The organism is Nocardia shimofusensis NBRC 100134, assembly GCF_001613125.1.
Classification (GTDB): Bacteria; Actinomycetota; Actinomycetes; order Mycobacteriales; family Mycobacteriaceae; genus Nocardia; species Nocardia shimofusensis.
The window spans coordinates 188,548-206,942 of record NZ_BDBT01000012.1 but is presented as its reverse complement, the minus strand read 5'-3'; the positions used below and the strand labels follow the sequence as shown (position 1 = coordinate 206,942).

General features: G+C 67.6%; 21 protein-coding genes. 13 read left to right on the top strand and 8 right to left on the bottom strand.

Annotation, left to right across the window (positions count from 1 at the left end; genetic code table 11):
• Positions 1-814: hypothetical protein (locus tag NS3_RS15985; RefSeq protein ID WP_218018244.1), on the top strand; the 814-nt coding region annotated here is incomplete at its 5' end.
• A 1-nt stretch (position 815) separates the two neighbouring features.
• Here the strand turns inward: NS3_RS15985 and NS3_RS15980 are convergent.
• From NS3_RS15980 to NS3_RS15960, 5 genes are all read right to left on the bottom strand, one after another.
• The gene (locus tag NS3_RS15980) at positions 816-1,436 is read right to left on the bottom strand and encodes a HEAT repeat domain-containing protein (protein ID WP_067860327.1); all 621 of its coding nucleotides are present in this window, start codon (positions 1,434-1,436) and stop codon (positions 816-818) included.
• A gap of 957 nt (positions 1,437-2,393) precedes the next feature.
• The gene (locus NS3_RS15975) at positions 2,394-3,656 is read right to left on the bottom strand and encodes an acyl-CoA dehydrogenase family protein (RefSeq protein WP_067860325.1); all 1,263 of its coding nucleotides are present in this window, start codon (positions 3,654-3,656) and stop codon (positions 2,394-2,396) included.
• A 7-nt stretch (positions 3,657-3,663) separates the two neighbouring features.
• On the bottom strand, positions 3,664-4,668 hold the full coding sequence (locus NS3_RS15970; RefSeq protein WP_067860323.1) for a phosphotransferase family protein: 1,005 nt from the start codon (positions 4,666-4,668) through the stop codon (positions 3,664-3,666).
• A complete protein-coding gene (locus tag NS3_RS15965; RefSeq protein WP_067860321.1) occupies positions 4,665-4,961 on the bottom strand; it encodes a DUF6285 domain-containing protein in 297 nt (98 codons plus the stop codon). Before NS3_RS15965 ends, NS3_RS15970 begins: the two co-directional genes overlap by 4 nt.
• Before the next feature lie 105 nt (positions 4,962-5,066).
• Positions 5,067-5,930: an oxygenase MpaB family protein gene (locus NS3_RS15960; protein ID WP_067860319.1), complete on the bottom strand. Its 864-nt coding sequence runs from the start codon at positions 5,928-5,930 to the stop codon at positions 5,067-5,069.
• 145 nt (positions 5,931-6,075) lie between these two features.
• On the opposite strand from NS3_RS15960, the gene NS3_RS15955 reads away from it, so the two are divergent.
• The gene (locus NS3_RS15955; protein WP_245649641.1) at positions 6,076-6,774 is read left to right on the top strand and encodes a TetR/AcrR family transcriptional regulator; all 699 of its coding nucleotides are present in this window, start codon (positions 6,076-6,078) and stop codon (positions 6,772-6,774) included.
• 133 nt (positions 6,775-6,907) lie between these two features.
• Here the strand turns inward: NS3_RS15955 and NS3_RS15950 are convergent, their stop codons facing one another.
• Entirely contained in the window at positions 6,908-7,282 is a 375-nt protein-coding gene (locus tag NS3_RS15950; protein WP_067860317.1) for a hypothetical protein, read from the bottom strand.
• A 388-nt stretch (positions 7,283-7,670) separates the two neighbouring features.
• Here NS3_RS15950 and NS3_RS15945 point away from each other — a divergent pair, with 388 nt between their 5' ends.
• Positions 7,671-8,243 (top strand): hypothetical protein, encoded by a 573-nt coding sequence (locus NS3_RS15945; RefSeq protein WP_245649640.1) that lies wholly within the window; start codon positions 7,671-7,673, stop codon positions 8,241-8,243.
• 4 nt (positions 8,244-8,247) lie between these two features.
• On the opposite strand, the gene NS3_RS15940 is transcribed toward NS3_RS15945, so the two are convergent.
• On the bottom strand, positions 8,248-8,973 hold the full coding sequence (locus tag NS3_RS15940) for a peroxiredoxin (RefSeq protein ID WP_174550476.1): 726 nt from the start codon (positions 8,971-8,973) through the stop codon (positions 8,248-8,250).
• Between the two features lie 137 nt (positions 8,974-9,110).
• A complete protein-coding gene (locus NS3_RS15935; protein WP_067860315.1) occupies positions 9,111-9,668 on the bottom strand; it encodes a type 1 glutamine amidotransferase domain-containing protein in 558 nt (185 codons plus the stop codon).
• A 184-nt stretch (positions 9,669-9,852) separates the two neighbouring features.
• Here NS3_RS15935 and NS3_RS15930 point away from each other — a divergent pair, with 184 nt between their 5' ends.
• The 10 genes from NS3_RS15930 (at position 9,853) to NS3_RS15890 (ending at position 18,394) form a co-directional block, all read left to right on the top strand.
• A complete protein-coding gene (locus NS3_RS15930) occupies positions 9,853-10,239 on the top strand; it encodes a hydrogenase maturation nickel metallochaperone HypA/HybF (protein WP_067860396.1) in 387 nt (128 codons plus the stop codon).
• Entirely contained in the window at positions 10,185-10,922 is a 738-nt protein-coding gene (hypB, locus tag NS3_RS15925; protein ID WP_067860313.1) for a hydrogenase nickel incorporation protein HypB, read from the top strand. Before NS3_RS15930 ends, hypB begins: the two co-directional genes overlap by 55 nt.
• Before the next feature lie 80 nt (positions 10,923-11,002).
• Complete coding sequence (locus NS3_RS15920; RefSeq protein WP_067860311.1) at positions 11,003-12,058, top strand: NADH-quinone oxidoreductase subunit B family protein; 1,056 nt, start codon at positions 11,003-11,005, stop codon at positions 12,056-12,058.
• 11 nt (positions 12,059-12,069) lie between these two features.
• Complete coding sequence (locus tag NS3_RS15915) at positions 12,070-13,866, top strand: nickel-dependent hydrogenase large subunit (protein WP_067860309.1); 1,797 nt, start codon at positions 12,070-12,072, stop codon at positions 13,864-13,866.
• A gap of 33 nt (positions 13,867-13,899) precedes the next feature.
• The gene (locus tag NS3_RS15910) at positions 13,900-14,811 is read left to right on the top strand and encodes a NifU family protein (RefSeq protein ID WP_067860394.1); all 912 of its coding nucleotides are present in this window, start codon (positions 13,900-13,902) and stop codon (positions 14,809-14,811) included.
• Positions 14,808-15,443 (top strand): DUF5947 family protein, encoded by a 636-nt coding sequence (locus tag NS3_RS15905; protein ID WP_067860307.1) that lies wholly within the window; start codon positions 14,808-14,810, stop codon positions 15,441-15,443. Before NS3_RS15910 ends, NS3_RS15905 begins: the two co-directional genes overlap by 4 nt.
• Positions 15,440-16,087 carry a DUF6084 family protein gene (locus NS3_RS15900; protein ID WP_067860306.1) on the top strand — a complete coding sequence of 216 codons (648 nt, stop codon included), beginning with the start codon at positions 15,440-15,442 and terminating at the stop codon, positions 16,085-16,087. Before NS3_RS15905 ends, NS3_RS15900 begins: the two co-directional genes overlap by 4 nt.
• Positions 16,084-17,739, top strand: coding sequence for a hypothetical protein (locus tag NS3_RS15895; RefSeq protein WP_307610095.1), 1,656 nt, complete (start codon positions 16,084-16,086; stop codon positions 17,737-17,739). The genes NS3_RS15900 and NS3_RS15895 overlap by 4 nt, the downstream gene beginning before the upstream one ends.
• Positions 17,740-17,796: 57 nt before the next feature.
• Positions 17,797-17,916: a DUF6893 family small protein gene (locus NS3_RS30585; protein WP_373865313.1), complete on the top strand. Its 120-nt coding sequence runs from the start codon at positions 17,797-17,799 to the stop codon at positions 17,914-17,916.
• Between the two features lies 1 nt (position 17,917).
• Positions 17,918-18,394, top strand: coding sequence for a hydrogenase maturation protease (locus NS3_RS15890; RefSeq protein ID WP_067860304.1), 477 nt, complete (start codon positions 17,918-17,920; stop codon positions 18,392-18,394).
• Position 18,395 lies beyond the last annotated feature (1 nt).

Genomic DNA, 18,395 nt, shown 5'->3' with positions numbered 1-18,395 from the left:
CCAGGAACGTGTCCTGCGCGCACTGGCCTCGTCGGAAAAGCCCTGTACTGCATCGGACTTGACCGACAGAGGGCTGATGGCTCCGACCGTCTTGACGCTCGGCTGCCTCATGCGCGAACAGCTCGTGAGCTGCGAAGTGGTGAGCCGCCCGGATTTCGAGCGGGCGATCCCTTTCTACGTGCTGACCGACAAGGGCAGAGACACTGTCGCCCGCCTGGTCGCCACCGAGGTGGGTAGCGCGGCACCCGGTGGCGCGTGCACCACCCTTTCGAGCTGCGCGCCACGTTCGGGTCTGGCCTCAGCGGGCCCGCTGGCCTATCGCCCTACGATCGGTACGGAACCGCCGCGCACCACGATGCCACCAGACTGTTCGAGGGAGATGGCTATGTCCTGGCGTGACAGCACCGCACAGTCGGTCCAGAATGACCTGGACCAGCTGCTGGAGTCAGCGTTGTCGTTGGCGGAGAAGCACCTCGCCGAACGCGGCGAATTCTTGCCGTTCGGGCTGGCTGTCGATGTCGACGGCGACACCAGCGTCATCGAGACGCTCGCCGACGACGCGCGTGTCGCGAAGCAGCGGACGGTCGCGGCGTTGCAGGCGACACGCGAGCAGGTCAGGGCCGCGGCAGTCGTTGCCGACGTAGCACTACCACAGACACATGCCAGCGGGATCGAGATCCATCTCGAGCATGCTCACGGGCCGGCGATCGGCGTGCTCGAACGATATTCACTCACCGGCGGACAGGTGAACGCCGCACCGCTCGAGGGCTACCGCACGGAGCCGATCATTTGGACAGATCAGCCGCGGAGCTGATTCAGCTCTGGTCGTAGCGCAGGATGCGTTCGGCGAGCCGGCGATGCCAGGACTGCTTGGCTTTCAGGAATGGCTCGACCTGTTCTCGGACACCCTGGGCACGCATCTTCGATAGTGCGTCCAAGGCGTTACCTTGCACCGTTTCATCGTCGAGTTGCGCCACCGCGACCGCTGCCGCGTCGGGGTGACGTGATTTGCCCAGCCAGGTGACCACCATGGCACGGCTCTTGCCGAACTCTCGGTCCGCTGCGATCGCGGCCAGCTGGTCGAAGTACTCCTTGCCCGCCGGGATGTCGTAGAGGGCGATGCCGGCAGCCGAGCGGGTGTGCACGTTGATGTTCTTGGCGTGATCGAACTGGGAGATCAGAGCAGGGATCGCGACCGACTTGCGGGACTCCTTGGTACCCAGCGCCCGGCACAGGGACAGTCGGGCCAGATCACGTGCCCGAGTCTTCTCCCCCGGCCACCGCGTCTCGAGTTCGGTCAACCACTCCGACAACACGATGATCAGTTCGGGTGTGATGGAGCGGTTGGGGATGTCGAGGATGGTGTCGGCGTACCCGCGGGCTTGGTGGTAGTCGGCAAGGAGCCGAGCGGCTGCGGCGTCGTCGGTGGGGGTCAACTCTGCAGGTCCATCTTCACGTGTTCGATCTTTCCTATCGGTCTCAAATCCTTCTGCGAGAGTGTGATTCTGGCGAATCCAGGCGGTGAGGAGATCCACCACGCTGATGTGATGGCTGGTGAGGTCGATGAAGGAACAAGGTCGGCCAGCGGGTGGCACCCGAGTGTGCTGATCAGCGTTGCCGCACCGCCCGAGACAATCGCACAGGCGACCGCAGCGTTGGCCGCCGGCCCACCGGCACCGAGGAACTGATCCGAGGCTTGGTTTTGGCATCCTCGGGCTGGTCGTGCCAGGGACCGTCGTCCCCGCGCGGCGGGCTGGACGCCCTATCGTTGACCGCGATCGCGGCACAGCGGATGGGGGTGCTGGGACAACACGACTCGGCTCCTGCACCGCCTCGACCGGACAACACCGGCCGAGTACGAACCCGATCGATATGCCGACTACTCTGAGCGACCGGCTGCAGACAGAGCCCCCGGGGCGCGCGAAACCCGGGGAGCTTTGAAGGCTCCGTAGGCAGCACAAAGCCCCGGCGACTTGACCAAGGTCAGCGGCCCACCGGGGCTGTTCGTCAGCCAATCTACATGCGTTCAGCTAGGAAGGCAAACCGTGTCGACAGGCGTGTTCACGCTCGCAGACAACGATGGAACGTGGGTCGAGCGATGGCTCAGCCCAGCGCGGCTATCGACCTACATCCAGGCGGGAGGCGGCTCCAGGAAGGCGGCTCTGCAGCTCTATGAATGAATGGAACAACGCAGCCGCTACAGCCCTTCATCGAGATGCTCAATTCCGATCTTGGTCACTACATCGACCGCACCACTCTGGTCCGCTGCATAGCAGCCAGCAGGCCTTGACCGGGGTCAGGGTGGGCGCTCATACCTGCGCTGCTGAACCTCGTATGCGACAACCGCGTGAACCCAACGCCTGCCGGGCCCCGTGACCTACGAGAGACGCGGGCTAAACGCCCTTGACCGATTTCCGGTCCATGAAACCGAACAGGTAGCCCGCGACCCGGCGCATCTGGATCTCCTCCGCACCCTCGGTGATGCGGTAGCGGCGGTGATGTCGGTAGATGTGCTCGAACGGCTTGTACCGGGAGTAGCCGAGCCCGCCGTGCACCTGCATGGCGCGGTCGGCGGCCTCGCAGACCAGCCGGTTGGCCCAGTAGTTGCACATCGAGACCTGTTCGGACACCGAGAAATTGCCGTAGCGGTCCATGGACCAGGCGGTCTTGTGGACCAGGGCTCGCAGCATCTCGCACTGGGTGTGCAGCTCGACCAGCTGGAACTGGATCGCCTGGTTGGACGACAACGGCTTACCGAAGGGCTTGCGCTCGTTGGCGTAGGCGACGGCCTGATCGATGCAGTACTGCGCCGCGCCGAGGCTGGAGGCGGCCTGGCGGATCCGGTTCTCGTTGAAGAAGTGCTGGACGACGCCGAGGCCGCGGCCCTCGCCGCCGAAGATCGCGGAATCCGGCACCCGCACGCTGTTCAGCGAGACGCGGGCGTGATCGGTGGGCATGTTGAACGTCCACAGGTACTCGTCGACGTGGAAGCCGGGAGTGTCGGTGGGAACCAGGAAGGCGGTGATACCGCGGCCGTCGCCCGCCTTACCGGAGGTGCGGGCGAAGATCAGGTCGGCGTCGGCGATGTGCACGCCGGTGTTCCAGGTCTTGACGCCGTCGATGACCCAGTCGTCGCCGTCGCGCACGGCGGTGGTCTCCATGTGGGTGGCATCCGAGCCGTGTTCGGGCTCGGTGATGCCGAAGGCGAAGAACTTGGTGCCCTCGGCCAATCCGTCCACCCACTGCGCCTTCTGGGCCTCGGTGCCGTACTCGAGCATCAGCAGCAGGCCGACATTGTTGGCGACGATGGCGTGCTCGTTCTGCAGGTCGCAGTGCAGGCCCAGGCCGCGGCGGGCGAGGTGCTCGCGGATGACCGCCATGCCGAGGTTGGTGCCGTCGCGGCCGCCGAATTCCTTGGGGAAGGCGTAGCGGTAGTGGCCCGCGGCGTCGGCGCGGCGGCGTGATTCGGCCAGCAGCGCCTCCCATTCCTCGGTGGGCAGGCCGCCGCGCTCCCAGTCGGTGCGGGCGTCCTCGCGGCGGTGGTCGAAGAACTTGATGTTGTCGCCGGTCTGCTCGAGCGGGATGATCTCGGCTTCGATGAAGGCGTCGAGTTCCTTCAGGTAGTCGGCCAGTTCCTCGGGAAGTTCGAAGTCCATGTCTCTCCTAGGCTTTCGCGTCCGGTCGGATCTGCATGAGCAGATCCCATTCGATTTCCGACACGCGGCGGCCGCTGGCGGCCATGACGATGTCGCGGACGGTGCCGTCCAGATGCGCGGCGGCCTGTCCGGCCAGCCCGACGCCCCAGGCGAGCGTGCCCATCACCTTCCACCAGCGGAACCGGTCGAGATCGAAACTGCCCCCGGCTTCCTCGTAGCCGCGCACGAAGGTGTCCCGGTCGGCGAAACCGCCGAATTCCTTGTCGTCGTTGCGGAATCGCCACATCCGCAGCGCGGGCCAGGCCACATCGCGCATCGGGTCGCCGTTGCGCTGCGCGCCCTCCCAGTCCAGGACAGCGGTCAGGCCCTCGGGGGCGACGACGATGTTGCCGTTGCGCAGATCGGTGTGCAGCAAGGCGGTGCGTGCCGGCGCGGTGGGCAGTCGGCGTTCCAGCCAGCGCAACGCCATCGCGAACACCGGACGATCGGCCAGCAGCGTGCGCACGCCCTTCTCGGCCTCGGCCAGTTGCTCGGCGGCCGGATCGGCTCCGGCGGCGGGCAACGCCTCCGGGGCCAGGGCGGGATCGATGGCGTGCAGGGCGCCCATCGCCGCTCCCCACTGCCGGGCGACGGTCTCGGCATTCCCGGACGCCGCGATCAGGCGAAGCACCTTGCGCGGCACCGTCTCACCATCGATGCGTTCGGATACCAGGAACGGCTCACCGATGCGGGCGGGATCGGCGCACACCGCCACCACCTCGGGTACCGGAACGCCGTTGGCCCGCGCCAGTTCCCGCACCGCCGCCTCGGCCTCGACGGTCATGATCTCCACCGCGGGCGGCACGATGGTCGCCACCAGCGGACGCGCCCCCTGCCCCTGGACCTCGGCGGTGAAAGCCACATTGCGCCGCCGTGCGCCCGCGGAGAGGAATTCCAGTCCGGTGACGCGCACGGGGCTGCCGAAAGTCTCGCCGAGGAACTCGGCCAGACCGGTGGACGGATCGGCGTTCACTCACCCTCCCAGCTGTCGTAGCCGGGCTTGGCGATCGCGAGGTCGGCGCGCACCACTTCGGCGAGCGCGTGCCAGAGGGCTTCCTCGTTCCCCTCCGGCACGGCGGCCAGCAGTTCGGCCTCCCGCGCCGCCGCGTCGGGGCCGAGCTCGACCTCCCGGCTCAGGATGCGGGCCAGGTTCGCCCCGACCCGCGCGCGATGTTGCAGACCGGGCGGCAACGCGGGCAACAGCGTGTCCTCCAGCAGCTCGGCCAGCGATTCCAGCAGCTCGGCTGCCGTCGGTCGGTTCTGCACAGGCGACTCCCTCGTTCGGACAGCCCGGTGATAAATGGGACCCGATCAATTTGGCCGATCGGTTGGCCTGGCGTCAATAGCCCGGCCGAGCCGGTCGGACGAAGGCTACTTCCCGCGCACTCGCTTGATGCCCGCGTAGGCACGCGGCGCGTACTTCAGGCGGTCGGGCAGCAGCGGCCAGGTGTAGCGGACGGTATTGCAGAAGACGGTGAACGCCGCCTGGTCGACGCGCCCCCACGGCCGCATGCCGAGGATCTCGCGCGCCCGCTCCGGCATCAGGCCGTTGGCGAGCCAGAGATTGAACGCCATCACCGGCCGCCAGATCACCGACCACACCGGCTCGGGAATGCCCGGCATCGTCGGGATCTTCTGCCGATCCAGGCGCAGCGCGAAGTCGGTGGTGGCATTGCGTTCCAGCACCTCGTCGATGGTGCGGTCCCAGTACTCCTTGAACTCCGCGTAGTTCGAGACGAGCACCCGATCCGACAGGCCGTACATCCGCCACCAGGTGACGCCCTCGGCGATCAGCTGATCCTTCTGCGCGTCGGTCAGCGGGGTGCCGAAGTACTCGTTGATGGCGATATTGAGTTCGACGAAGGTGGCGTGGGTCCACCAGTACACGTCCGGGTTGAGCGCGTGGTAGCGCTCGCCGCGCGAATCGGTGCCCTTGAGCGGCTTGTGGTAGTCGCGCACTCGGGCGGCCTGCTCTTCGTTGTCGGCGTCGTAGATCATGCCCTGGATCTGCGGCACCGAGCGGACCAGGCGATCCCACGGGTTGTCGAAGAAGTTCGAATGATCCTGCAGCGCCGCGCCGACGGCGGGGTGCATGTTCTGCATGATGCCGGTCCGGCCCAGGAACAGCATGTTGCGCCAGTCTCCGGCGTACTTCCAGACCAGCGAGCCCGGACCGATGGGGGCGCCGAGCAGAGTCGACCCCTCTTCCGCAGCGGCGGTGGCGGAGCCGTTCATAGCACCCACGATGGGACCTCCTCGTCACACGGGTGAATCGATGCGACAAAATATAGCGGATTGTCGCATCCTCTCGCCAGGCGAGCGGGGACCGTCTCGCCGGACCAGCCCGCGCACCACCGCAGCCCCGGTAAGGTTCAGCCGCGTGGCGTCACCGAACCCCCCGGCAGAGAACTCCCCGGAATCCAGCGACTTCGCAGCGCTACTCGGCGCCGAGATCGACCGCGACGCCACCACCGCCCGCATCCTCGACGCCGCCCTCACGCTGTTCGCCGACATCGGCATCAGCCGCGTCAGCGCCGACGACATCGCCCGGCAGGCAGGCGTCAACCGCGCCACCCTCTACCGGCGCGTGGGCGCCAAGGACGTGATCGTGCGCGCCGCTCTGCTGCGCGAAACGGCCCGCGTCCTCGAACAGATCGCGGCCCGCCTGCGCCACCTCGATCCGGCCGATCCCGAAGCCGCCGCCGAGCGCGTCACCCACGGTTTCGCCACCACCGTCACGCTGCTGCGCACCAATCCGATCCTGGTGAAACTGCTTGCCGTGGACCGCGATCAGACCCTTGCCGCGATCACCATCGGCGCGGGCGACATCCTCGCCCTGGCCACCGCCTTCGTCGCCGAGCAACTCTTCGCCACCACGGGCGCGGTCCGTGACCCGGAGACCCTCGCGGGCATGATCGTGCGCCTCGTGCACTCCCTGGTCCTCACTCCCGACGCGCCACCGCGGCTGCGTGACGAGCCGGAACTGCGCGCCTTCGCCGCAGGCTATCTGACGCCGGTGCTGCTACGGACAACCCGAAGCTCGGGTGTAACCGGCGCACCCACGCGCCACGAAATGTGAAGTGAGCACGTTTCGGATTTTGGGCAGGCGGATGCGCCGGTTTTCTCCGCGGCTCGGGCTCTACAACCCGTGGATCAGCTGGTCAGCGCCGAATCGATCCGAATCCGAGAGGTCGCACCGCGACGCGCCATGATCAGCTCGCGGATCCACTGCTCGGCGCCTCGCCGGACAGCGATTGCGGCCGCTGGTAGTCATAGGGCAGGGTGATCGTCATCGATCGCTTCGACGCGTTCTGGATAGCGGCGATCGTGTAGGTGCGGTCTTCGACCGGATACCAATCGTAGAAGCCCGAAGTGCTGACGACCTCGCCGTCGATCGTGATGGTCACCGGATCGTAGGCGTCCACGCCGCCCGTGACCGCGCGGATCTGGCATCCCCATTCGCTCGAGCAGGGAATCCCGTAGTCGGGACCCATGACGATCAGCTTTTCGATCTCGGCGGCCGCGTTCGGCGCCGCGATCACCGGTATCGCACACGCAGCCAGCGTCGCCGCCGCCAGCCCGGTCATCGTCGTTCTCATGGTCGAACCTCATCTCTCCGGCCGCCGCCTCGTCGCGGCCGGGCGAATCACCCGGATCTTCCGGTTTCGTTTCCGGCGGACTGCCGTGAACAGCCGGATCGTATTCAATTCCGCACCGGGACGGAGGTTTTCGAGGGCGATCGCCGTGCCCCCGGTTTTCCGGGCATGCCCGCTGCGACCGGGCAACCCGGCACTGGAAGGCGATCCTCGTGTCCGCGACCATCCGAGGAAATACCAGCTCGCCGCCGCCCCGACGCGAGTACGGTGGGAGCCGAGGACACAACGAGAAGTACGCGCACCGACACCGCCAGGCCGTGTGGTCCGCGCTCGCGGATCGCGCGCCGCCCTTGTAGTTCCGAGCCTTCCTGGAGGACGGATGTCCGATCCCGCCCCCGTACCACTCCCCACCTACGGAACAGTTCCCGGACCCACCGGATTGCCGCCGAACACCAAGGTCTGCGTGACCGAGGGCCGGCGACCGTCGATGTCGTTGTTCCTTGTTCCCGAACCACTGATACCCGGCGGGCTCATCCTGCACGTGCTCGAACAGGACGACGTTCGCACCACCGGAGAAGCCCGGCCCGATCGCGAGCTGATCGACGCGGCCCAGGAAACCGTCACCCCGCCCTATCGAACAATCTTCAGTACCTACGATCCCAGCCCCTGCGACCCCGATCTGATCCGCACCGTCCTGCGCGACCATCTCATCACCGATCCCACCCCCGCCGGCCTCGATCTCGGCGACCGCGCCGAGGTGCTGCGCCTGGCGACACTGCCCGAGCACCGGATCGGCATGCGGCGCATCGATGACTTCCAGGCGTGGTCGGTCCGCCAGGCGATGCTCGCGGTCTACCGGCACTTCGACATCGACCAGCGCGCGCCGCTCGTCTACCACGGTTTCGCCGACCCCGGCGAGGGCTGGTTCGCACTGCGCGCCGCCGACGCCTGACTCCCTAATCGACGCGGATGGCCTTCTCGACATCCTCCTCGCTGATCTGCTTGGTGCAGAAGAACCAGTCCTCGCACTCGACGCCTTCCTCGGCGCCGGACATCCGGTCCGCCGCGACACCGCAGGACCCGGCGGTCGGGACGATCACCGGCTCGCCGGGACGCCAGTCGGCGGGCGTGGCTACCCCGAACGCGTCGGCGGTCTGCAGGGACTTGATCACGCGGAGCAGTTCGTCGAAGTTGCGGCCCGTGCTCAGCGGGTAGTAGATCATCGTGCGGATGATCCCGGCCGGGTCGACGACGAAGACTCCGCGCACGGCCTTGGTGCTGTCTTCGCCCGGCATGATCATTCCGTAGCGACGGGCCACCTCCATCGTGATGTCCTCGATGAGCGGGAACGTCACCTCGACGTCGCTCATGCCGCGGAAGGTGATCTTGTCCTTGATGGTGCGCAGCCAGGCGATGTGACTGTAGAGGCCGTCGACGGACAGTCCGACGAGTTCGGTGTTGTACTTGCCGAACTCCTCCTGCATCGAGGCGAAAGTGATGAATTCGCTGGTGCATACCGGGGTGAAGTCGGCCGGGTGGGAGAACAGGATCACCCACTTGCCCTTGTAGTCGGCGGGGAAGTTGATCGTCCCCTGCGTGGTCACCGCGGTGAACGCGGGCGCCGGGTCACCGATCCGGGGCATCGGGATTGCGGTCTGAGCGGGAGTTTCAGCAGTGGTCATCGGTCACCTCTTCGATCGAAGGTTGGTGGCGAAACACCATCAGAGTATCCCGCCGGCAACTCTGTCCAGCGGCGATCGTGCCGGGGCTGCGGTGGCGGGCGGCCCTCGTCGAGCGCCGGATCGCATGCGGCGGGCGGTCAGGCCGCCGTGAGCTCCCGGGTGATCGCGTACACGAAATCGTCGAGGTCACGGGGGTTGCGTGAGGTGATGAGCGTCCAGTCGCCCTCGCCGGAACGGACGGCGGGCTCGTCCACCCAGGTGCCGCCCGCGTTGGCGAGATCGGTACGCAGCGACGGATAGGAGGTGAGCGTCTTGCCCTCGATCAGGTCCGCCTCGGCGAGCAGCCACGGGCCGTGACAGATCGCGGCGATCGGCTTGCCCGCGGCGGCGAAGTCTTTGGCCAGCGCGACCGCGCGGTCGTCCATGCGCAGCTTGTCGGCATTGACGGTGCCGCCGGGCAGCACCAGCACGTCGAAATCCCCGACCTGGACCTCGTCGAGACCGAGGTCCGGCTCCACGCTCTCGGCCGGCTCCAGATCGTGGCGATAGGTGCTCACCCGCTCCGCCTTCGGCGCGGCGTGGGTGACCATCGCGCCGCGTTCGCGCAACCGGTCGCGCGGCGTCACCAGCTCGTCGTGTTCCACCCCGGTGTTCGCGGTGACGATCAGGGCCCGCACCCCGTCCAGTTCAGCCATCGGGCGACTCCTCTCCTTCGGCGTACGACCGGTCCCGCGCTACCACGCGCCCGGTCCTTGCCGAGGGCATGCCGCGCTGTCCCACGGCTAAACATGGCGCTGCGGGTTCAGCCGCACCGCAACGCGATAGCAGATCGACATGGGCGGTAGTAGCATCCAACTATCCCTCGAGAGTCGGACCACGATGCACGAACTCGCCATCACGCAGAGTGTCATCGACGCCGTGTGTGAGCACGCGGCGGGTCGGCAGGTGTACAGCGTGACCGTCGATGTGGGTGTTCTGACCGCGGTGGTCCCGGAAGCGATGCGATTCTGTTTCGACCTCGTTGCCGAGGGCACCGTCGCGGAGGGGGCGAGCTTGGATATCCGGTGCGTACCCGGCGCGGCGCATTGCCGCGGCTGCGGTGCGGACTTCACCGTCACCGATCTGCTCCTGCTCTGCCGGTGCGGAAGCGCCGACGTGGAGATCAGGACAGGCCGGGAACTGCGAATCCGGTCGATGGAAGTGAGCCTCGAATGTGCGCAACCTGCGGATGTGGGAACGTCGCCGAGCACGAGCACGCACCCCTGACAGAGACGGTGTCGCTGGAGCAGAAGGTGCTGGCGAAGAACGACCACCTCGCCCAGCACAATCGCGAGTGGCTGCGGGAGCGCGGCATCCTGGCACTGAACATGACCAGTTCCCCGGGCGCGGGGAAGACCACGCTGCTCGAGCGGACGATTCGCGAGCTGCCCGAGACGCCGATCGCGGTGATCGAGGGTGACCAGGAGACGGAGCTGGACACGGAGCGAATCGCCGCGACCGGGGCGCGGGCCGTGCAGGTGAACACCGGATCCGGTTGTCATCTGGATGCCGAGATGACGCATCGGGCTCTGAACGCGCTGGACCCCGCGCCCGGCACCGTGCTGTTCGTCGAGAATGTCGGCAATCTGGTCTGTCCGGCACTGTTCGACCTCGGGGAACACCGCAAGGTCGTGATGATCTCGGTGTGCGAGGGAACGGACAAACCGCTGAAGTACCCACACATGTTCGCCGCGGCGGGTCTGGTGCTCGTGAACAAGATCGATCTGCTGCCGTATGTCGATTTCGACCTGGCCGCGTGTACCGAGTACGCGCGTGCGGTGAATCCGGGCGTGGACATCCTGCCGCTGTCGGTGACCACCGGCGAGGGCCTCGATCACTGGTACGAGTGGCTGGGTGAGCAGCGCCGGACGGTCTCGGCGAGTCTTGAGGGTGTGATCGACCCCGCCTAGACTGACGTGATCGGCGTCACAAACCCGCGAAGCGGGCCGGAGCGACGAGTCGCCGCTCCGACTCCGGAAGGTGGCAGGATATGCCCACTCAGGAAGCGGTCCGAGCTGAGGAGGCGCTGATCCATGTGCTCTGGATCAACGCCGGTCTCAGTTGCGATGGCGATTCGGTGGCGTTGACCGCCGCCACCCAGCCCAGTGTCGAAGAAATCGCCCTCGGCGCATTACCCGGTCTACCGAAAGTGGCCGTGCACTGGCCGCTCATCGATTTCGAGTGCGGCCCCAACGGCGGAGCCGACGACTTCCTCGAATGGTTCTTCCGCGCGGACCGGGGTGAACTCGAGCCCTTCGTCCTGGTGGTGGAGGGATCGATACCGAACGAACAACTGCACGACGAAGGCTACTGGTGCGGGTTCGGCAACGATCCCGCTACCGGCCAGCCGATGACGACCAGCGCATGGCTGGACCGGCTCGCCCCGAAGGCCACCGCGGTGGTCGCTGTCGGCACCTGCGCGACCTACGGTGGTATCCACGCGATGGCGGGCAACCCGACCGGCGCGATGGGCGTCCCCGACTACCTCGGCTGGGAGTGGAAGAGCAAGGCGGGCATCCCGATCGTCTGCGTGCCCGGCTGCCCCATCCACCCGGACAACCTGTCCGAGACGCTCACCTACCTGCTCTACATGGCCACCGGCCAGGCGCCGATGATCCCGCTCGACGAGGCGCTACGGCCGAAATGGCTGTTCGGCGCGACCGTGCACGAGGGTTGCGACCGTGCGGGCTATTACGAGCAGGGTGATTTCGCCACCGAGTACGGCTCGCCGAAATGCATCGTGAAGCTCGGGTGCTGGGGTCCGGTGGTCAAGTGCAACGTGCCCAAGCGCGGGTGGATCAACGGGGTGGGCGGCTGCCCGAACGTGGGCGGTATCTGCATCGGCTGCACGATGCCCGGATTCCCCGACAAATTCATGCCGTTCATGGACGAACCGCCCGGCGGGAAGCTCTCCTCCGCTGCCTCGGGCGTCTACGGATCGGTGATCCGCAGCCTCCGTACCATCACCGGCCGCACCGTCGACAAAGAGCCGCGCTGGCGGCATCGCGGCGAAAAGCTCGAGACCGGCGCCACCCGCACCTGGTAGGAGAAGCTCCGATGACTCAGATCATCCCCGAGCCCTCGCACCGCACGATCCAACCGGACAGCCTCGTCGACATGGCGTGGGATCCGATCACTCGTATCGTCGGCAGCCTCGGAATCTATACCAAGATCGACTTCGCGAACCGGGAAGTGGTCGAGTGCCACAGCACCTCGTCCATCTTCCGCGGCTATTCGATCTTCATGCGCGGCAAGGACCCGCGCGACGCACATTTCATCACCAGCCGGATATGCGGCATCTGCGGCGACAACCACGCGACGTGCTCCTGCTACGCCCAGAACATGGCCTACGGAGTCCAGCCGCCGCACCTGGGCGAATGGATCGTCAACCTCGGCGAGGCCGCCGAGTACATGTTCGACCACAACATCTTCCAGGAGAACCTGGTCGGGGTGGATTTCTGCGAGAAGATGGTCGCGGAGACCAACCCGGGGGTGCTCGCCGCGGCCGAGCGGGCCGAGGCTCCGCACGCCGAGGCCCACGGCTACCGCACCATCGCCGACATCATGCGGGCTCTCAACCCGTTCACCGGGGAGTTCTACCGGGAGGCCCTGCAGGTCAGCCGGTATACCCGCGAGATGTTCTGCCTGATGGAGGGCAGGCATGTGCATCCGTCGACGCTGTATCCCGGCGGTCCGGGCACGGTGGCGACGGTGCAGTTGATGACCGATTACATGACCAGATTGATGCGCTACGTCGAGTTCATGAAGCGCGTCGTTCCGATGCACGACGACCTGTTCGATTTCTTCTACGAGGCGTTGCCCGGCTACGAGAAGGTCGGCCTGCGGCGGACGCTGCTCGGCTGCTGGGGTTCGTTCCAGGACCCCGAGGTCTGCAATTTCGAGTACAAGGACATGGAGGACTGGGGTCGAAAGATGTTCGTCACCCCGGGAGTCGTGGTGGACGGCAAGCTGGTCACCACGTCCCTGGTCGACATCAACCTCGGTCTGCGGATCCTGCTCGGCAGTTCCTACTACGAGGACTGGACCGACCAGGAGATGTTCGTGACAACCGACCCGCTGGGCAATCCGGTGGACCGGCGCCACCCCTGGAACCAGCACACCAACCCCAAGCCGCAGAAACGCGACCTGGACGACAAGTACAGCTGGGTCATGTCACCGCGCTGGTTCGACGGCACCGATCACCTCGCATTGGACACCGGCGGTGGCCCGCTGGCGCGCCTGTGGTCGACGGCGCTGGCGAACCTGGTCGATATCGGATATGTGAAGGCCACCGGTCACAGCGTGCAGATCAATCTGCCGAAGACCGCGCTGAAGGGGCCGGTCACGCTGGAGTGGAAGATCCCCGTGCACGGCAGCAACACCATCGAACGCGACCGTGCCCGCACCTACTTCCAGGCCTACGCGGCGGCCTGCGCACTGCATTTCGCGGAGAAAGCGCTCACGGAGATACGGGCGGGCCACACCAAGACCTGGGAGCCTTTCGAGGTGCCCGAGGAGGGCATCGGCTGCGGTTTCACCGAGGCGGTGCGCGGTGTGCTCTCGCACCACATGGTGATCCGGGACGGGAAGATCGCGAACTACCACCCGTATCCGCCGACCCCGTGGAACGCCAGCCCGCGCGATGCCTTCGGCACCCCTGGCCCGTACGAGGACGCGGTGCAAGGGCAGCCGATCTTCGAGGAGAACGACCGCGAGCACTTCAAGGGCATCGACATCATGCGCACGGTGCGCAGTTTCGACCCGTGCCTGCCGTGCGGCGTGCACATGTATCTCGGCAAGGGGCAGACGCTGCAGAAACTGCACTCGCCGACGCAGGCGCTCACCCCGGAGTGAGTCCGTATCGGTACCGGCGACGGGAGGGTGGCGGTGGATGTCCGCCCGGCAGAACAGGCCGACGCGAACCCCGGCGAAAGCCGGTGGCGTACGGCGGGTGATCGGATAGAGACGCTGCTCGAGGCGAGTTCGGCGGGTGGCGCGGTGGCTCGTGAACGCGCCGAACAGCTGGTGCGCGAGGTCGTCGATCTGTACGGGGCCGGTCTGGCACGGGTGGTCGAACTGATGGACACCGGGATGCTGGAACGGCTGGCTCGCGACGACCTGGTCGCGAGCCTGCTGCTCGTCCACGGGCTGCACCCGCACGACGTGGACACCCGAGTGCGGGCGGCGCTGGACAGTGTGCGTCCCTACCTGGGTTCGCACGGCGGCGACGTGGAATTGGTCGAGATCGCCGGCGCGGTGGTCCGCCTCGAACTGACCGGGAGTTGCCGCGGCTGCCCGTCCTCGTCGGTGACCCTGGAGCTGGCGGTGCAGGACGCGGTCCGCGCGGCGGCGCCGGAGATCGAGGCCATCGAAGTCGTCGCCGCGACCACCGCGCCCGCGGCGCCGATCCCCGCCGATTCGCTGTTCTCCCGGGTGCGTTCGAGCGACGCGGCGGGCCATTGGGTCCCGGCCCCCGAACTGGCCGAGCTGGTCCCCGGCGAGGTGGGCGGGTTCGCCGTGGCCGGGGCCCCGGTGCTGGCCTGCCGGGTGGGTGAGCACGTCTTCGCCTACCGGGACCTCTGCCCGGTCTGTGCGCAGTCGCTCGCCGGGGCGGCCCTGCACCGGCGGCCCGGATTGCCGGTCGGCGACGCGATCCTGCGCTGCCCCACCTGCCGCGCGCATTTCGACGTCGTGGCGGCCGGTGCGCGCATCGACGGCGACGGTCACCTGGAGCCGATCCCGGTGCTGGTGCGTGACGGCGTGCTGTCGATGGCGGTACCGGTGGGGGTGCACGGGTGAACACACCGTTCCGAACGTTGCGGCGGATCACCGCCGAGCGCCCGCCGCCGCGGCGGATGGGCGAGCGGTGTGAGATGTGCGCCGACCCGATTGCCGGCGAACACCAGCACGTCGTGAACATCGAAGGCAGGCAGCTGTTGTGTGTGTGCCGCGCCTGCTACCTGCTTTTCGTGGACCAGAAGGCGGCGTTGCGTTACCGGTCGGTGCCCGACCGCTATCTCGCCTTCCCCGATTTCGAGATCGGCCAGGGCGAGTGGGACGCATTGGAGATTCCGGTGGGCCTGGCGTTCTTCTTCCACAACTCCGCACTGGGCCGGACCGTGGCGTTCTACCCGGGGCCCGCGGGCGCGACCGAATCGGAATTGCCGTTGGCGCAGTGGAATGCGCTCGTGCAGCGGCATCCGGAACTGGACACCCTCGCGGCCGACGTCGAAGCCCTGCTGATCCGGGTCCCGGAGAACGGGACCGCGGCCGCGAGTTGTCTGCTGCTGCCGATCGACGCGTGCTACGAATTCGTCGGCCGGATGCGATTGCTCTGGCGCGGCTTCGACGGCGGGGCCGAGGTGCGCCGCTATCTGGACGAGTTCTTCGCGACGGTCTCGGCCCGGGCGCGCACGGGCGGCGCGCCATGAGTCCCGTCCACTCGATGACCTTCGCCGTGCTCGAGATCAAGCCGGAACCGTACGCGGTGGCGCCGACCCTGACCGCACGGGTCGGTCTCGCCGCGCTCGCCGAGGAGCCCGTGCACGCCGTGGCGTTACGCGCGCAGGTGCGGATCCAGCCGTCGCGCCGCCGCTACTCCGACGAGGAGGGCGCGGGCCTGACCGATCTGTTCGGTGCCCGTGAGCGCTGGCGGGACACGCAGCGCTCGTTCCTCTGGATGCACTGCGCCACCATGGTTTCCGGGTTCTCCGGCGGCGCTGAGGTGGATCTGCCGATGCCGTGCACCTACGACTTCGAGGTGACCGGATCGAAGTACCTGCACGCATTGCGTGAGGGCACGGTGCCGCTGCTGTTCCTGTTCAGCGGCACGGTCTTCATCCGGGGCAGCGGCGGCTTCGCCATCCAGCAGATCCCCTGGGATCGTGAGGACACGTTCGATATGCCGGTCTCGGTATGGCAGGACGTGATGGCCGCGCATTTCCCGAACACCGGCTGGCTGCGCCTGCACCGGGACACGCTCGAGGCGCTGACCGCCTACAAATCCGGCCACGGTCTGCTCGGATTCGACGATGCCGTGACCCGCCTGCTCACCCACGCCGGAGAAGCACCGTGACCGCCGCGGGGATCGCCCGGGCCCGCGCCGTCGCCGACGCGGTGCTCTACGAGGGCTACCTGCTCTACCCCTATCGGGCGAACAGCCGTAAGAATCGGTCGCGCTGGCAGTTCGGTGTGCTGGGTCCGCCCGGGGCGGCCGCGGCCGGGCTCGGCGAAGAGCCGTCGTTGTCGGCCGAGTTCGTCCTCGAGCCGGGTACGGACCCCGTGCTGACGTGGACGATCCGGTTCCTCCAGCTCCAGCACCGTCAGGTGATCGACGGCGCGGGTACACCGCGCGCCGAACTCACCGTCGGGGGTCGATCCTGGCTGTCCTGGGACGAGGCGGTCGCGCGGGAGATCGTCGTCGGCCCCGTCGCGCCCGGAAACCTCGTGCGCGCACTGACGGTTTCGAGCGGCTCCGACACCGAGGAGATCGCCGGCGCGGCGGACGAGGCCGTCGGTGCGCTGGTACGGACCAGGCAGCCGCTGGCCGGTGAATTCGAACTCGGGGTCGAGCGGGACGGCCGATTCCTGCGGCTCGCCGCCGAGATCCGCAACGTGGCCGCACCCGCGACCGATTCCGACGATGCCCTCGCCCGCTCGCTGATCGGCGCGCACCTCATCGTGGAAGCCGCCGGGGGACAGTTCGTTTCCGCGCTCGAACCACCGGCGGACGCCGCGGTCGCGGTCGAGCGCTGCGACCGGCATCGGTGCTTCCCGGTGCTCGCCGGCCCGCCCGGCGACCGCACCCTGCTGCTGATCTCACCGATCATCCTCTACGACCATCCGGAGATCGCCGAGCAGAGCGAGGGAGCGCTGTTCGATTCCACCGAGATCGACGAGATCCTCACCCTGCGCGTGATGACCATGACCGACGACGAGAAGGCGCAGGCCCGTGCGACCGACGCGCGTGCCGGCGAGATCATCGACCGCTGCGACGCCGTCACGCCGGAGACGATGCGGCAGCTGCACGGCGTGCTCCGCGATCCGCATCCCGGCCGCTCGCCCCTGGTACCCGAGGTGCCCGAGGGCATCGATTGGTGGGACCCGGCGGCCGACGGTGCCGTACGCCCGGATATCGACGCGGTGCCGGTGTCGGGCGTGCTGGTGCGCCGAGGCAGCAGGGTCAGGCTGCACCCGTCTCGCCGGGCCGACGCCCAGGATCTGTTCACCGCGGGCCGGTCCGCCCGCGTCGTCTCCGTCCACGAGGACGTCGACGGACAGGCACACGTCGGTGTCGTGCTGGACGACGATCCCGCGGCCGATCTGCACGAATGGTTCGGCCGCTATCTCTATTTCGCACCCGACGAACTCGAGCCGCTCGACAGCCCCCGAGAACTGGAAGGAGACACCATGCAGGACCACAGCGAAGAACCGCAGGAGGCGCGCGGGCAACCCGGGTCGCGCGATACCGGCGCGGATACCGCGGCCGCGGGCAGCACCGACCGTGAACCGGGCGATCTCGGGCACGAGGAGACGACCTCCGTGCACGGAACCGCTGCCGAGCGCGAGGCCGAGTTCGTCTCGGAGCCGGTTCCCGGCAGCGAACCGCCGGTTCCGCCCTACGACGACCGTAAGAAGACGGCGAACGACGCCGACGAGACGGCGACCGGCACCGTCGACGACGTGGATGTGGGCGGAGCCACTTCGCCCACCGAAGGGCAGGGATGACCCGTCTGCCGGTCGGCGGCATCGGCGGCCCGAGACAACGGAAAGGAAGGCCGACCAATGGCAACCGTGGGAATGATCGCGACCGGAATCGTCGCGGTGGTGGCGGCGATCGGCGTGTACATCGGCGTCCGGTCGGTGCCGGATATGCGCCGTTACCTGCGAATTCGCCGTATGTGAGATGGCGGATCGGATACTGGTCGCCGGGATCGGCAACATCTTTCTCGGCGACGACGGATTCGGCTCCGAGGTGGCGCGTAGGCTGCGCTTCGACGAGGAGCCGCGCGTGCGGGTGGTCGATTACGGCATCCGCGGCATGCACTTGGCCTACGACCTGCTGGCGGAATGGGATGCACTGGTGCTGATCGACGCGCTGCCCGGACAGGGAACGCCCGGACAGGTCGAGGTGTTGCGAGCCGAACCCGACGACGCCGACACCCCTCGGCTCGACGCGCACGCCATGCATCCGGCGGCCGTCTTCGCGGCCGTGCGGGCCCTGGGCGGCACAGTGCCGCCCACCGTCGTCGTCGGCTGTCGGGTGGTGTCGACCGAGGAGCGGATCGGTCTGTCCGATCAGGTCGCGGCGGCGGTGGACCCGGCGGTGCGCGCGGCGCGGCGCGTGGTGGCCGATCTGCTGCGGACCAAGCAGGAGGTGTGAG

Coding starts and splice junctions, on each gene's coding strand:
- NS3_RS15975 (WP_067860325.1), bottom strand. CDS start 3,656: ATGGACTTCGAACTTCCCGAGGAACTGGCCGACTACCTGAAGGAACTC.
- NS3_RS15960 (WP_067860319.1), bottom strand. CDS start 5,930: ATGAACGGCTCCGCCACCGCCGCTGCGGAAGAGGGGTCGACTCTGCTC.
- NS3_RS15950 (WP_067860317.1), bottom strand. CDS start 7,282: ATGACCGGGCTGGCGGCGGCGACGCTGGCTGCGTGTGCGATACCGGTG.
- NS3_RS15945 (WP_245649640.1), top strand. CDS start 7,671: ATGTCCGATCCCGCCCCCGTACCACTCCCCACCTACGGAACAGTTCCC.
- NS3_RS15940 (WP_174550476.1), bottom strand. CDS start 8,973: ATGACCACTGCTGAAACTCCCGCTCAGACCGCAATCCCGATGCCCCGG.
- NS3_RS15935 (WP_067860315.1), bottom strand. CDS start 9,668: ATGGCTGAACTGGACGGGGTGCGGGCCCTGATCGTCACCGCGAACACC.
- NS3_RS15930 (WP_067860396.1), top strand. CDS start 9,853: ATGCACGAACTCGCCATCACGCAGAGTGTCATCGACGCCGTGTGTGAG.
- hypB (WP_067860313.1), top strand. CDS start 10,185: ATGTGCGCAACCTGCGGATGTGGGAACGTCGCCGAGCACGAGCACGCA.
- NS3_RS15920 (WP_067860311.1), top strand. CDS start 11,003: ATGCCCACTCAGGAAGCGGTCCGAGCTGAGGAGGCGCTGATCCATGTG.
- NS3_RS15915 (WP_067860309.1), top strand. CDS start 12,070: ATGACTCAGATCATCCCCGAGCCCTCGCACCGCACGATCCAACCGGAC.
- NS3_RS15900 (WP_067860306.1), top strand. CDS start 15,440: ATGAGTCCCGTCCACTCGATGACCTTCGCCGTGCTCGAGATCAAGCCG.
- NS3_RS30585 (WP_373865313.1), top strand. CDS start 17,797: ATGGCAACCGTGGGAATGATCGCGACCGGAATCGTCGCGGTGGTGGCG.
- NS3_RS15890 (WP_067860304.1), top strand. CDS start 17,918: ATGGCGGATCGGATACTGGTCGCCGGGATCGGCAACATCTTTCTCGGC.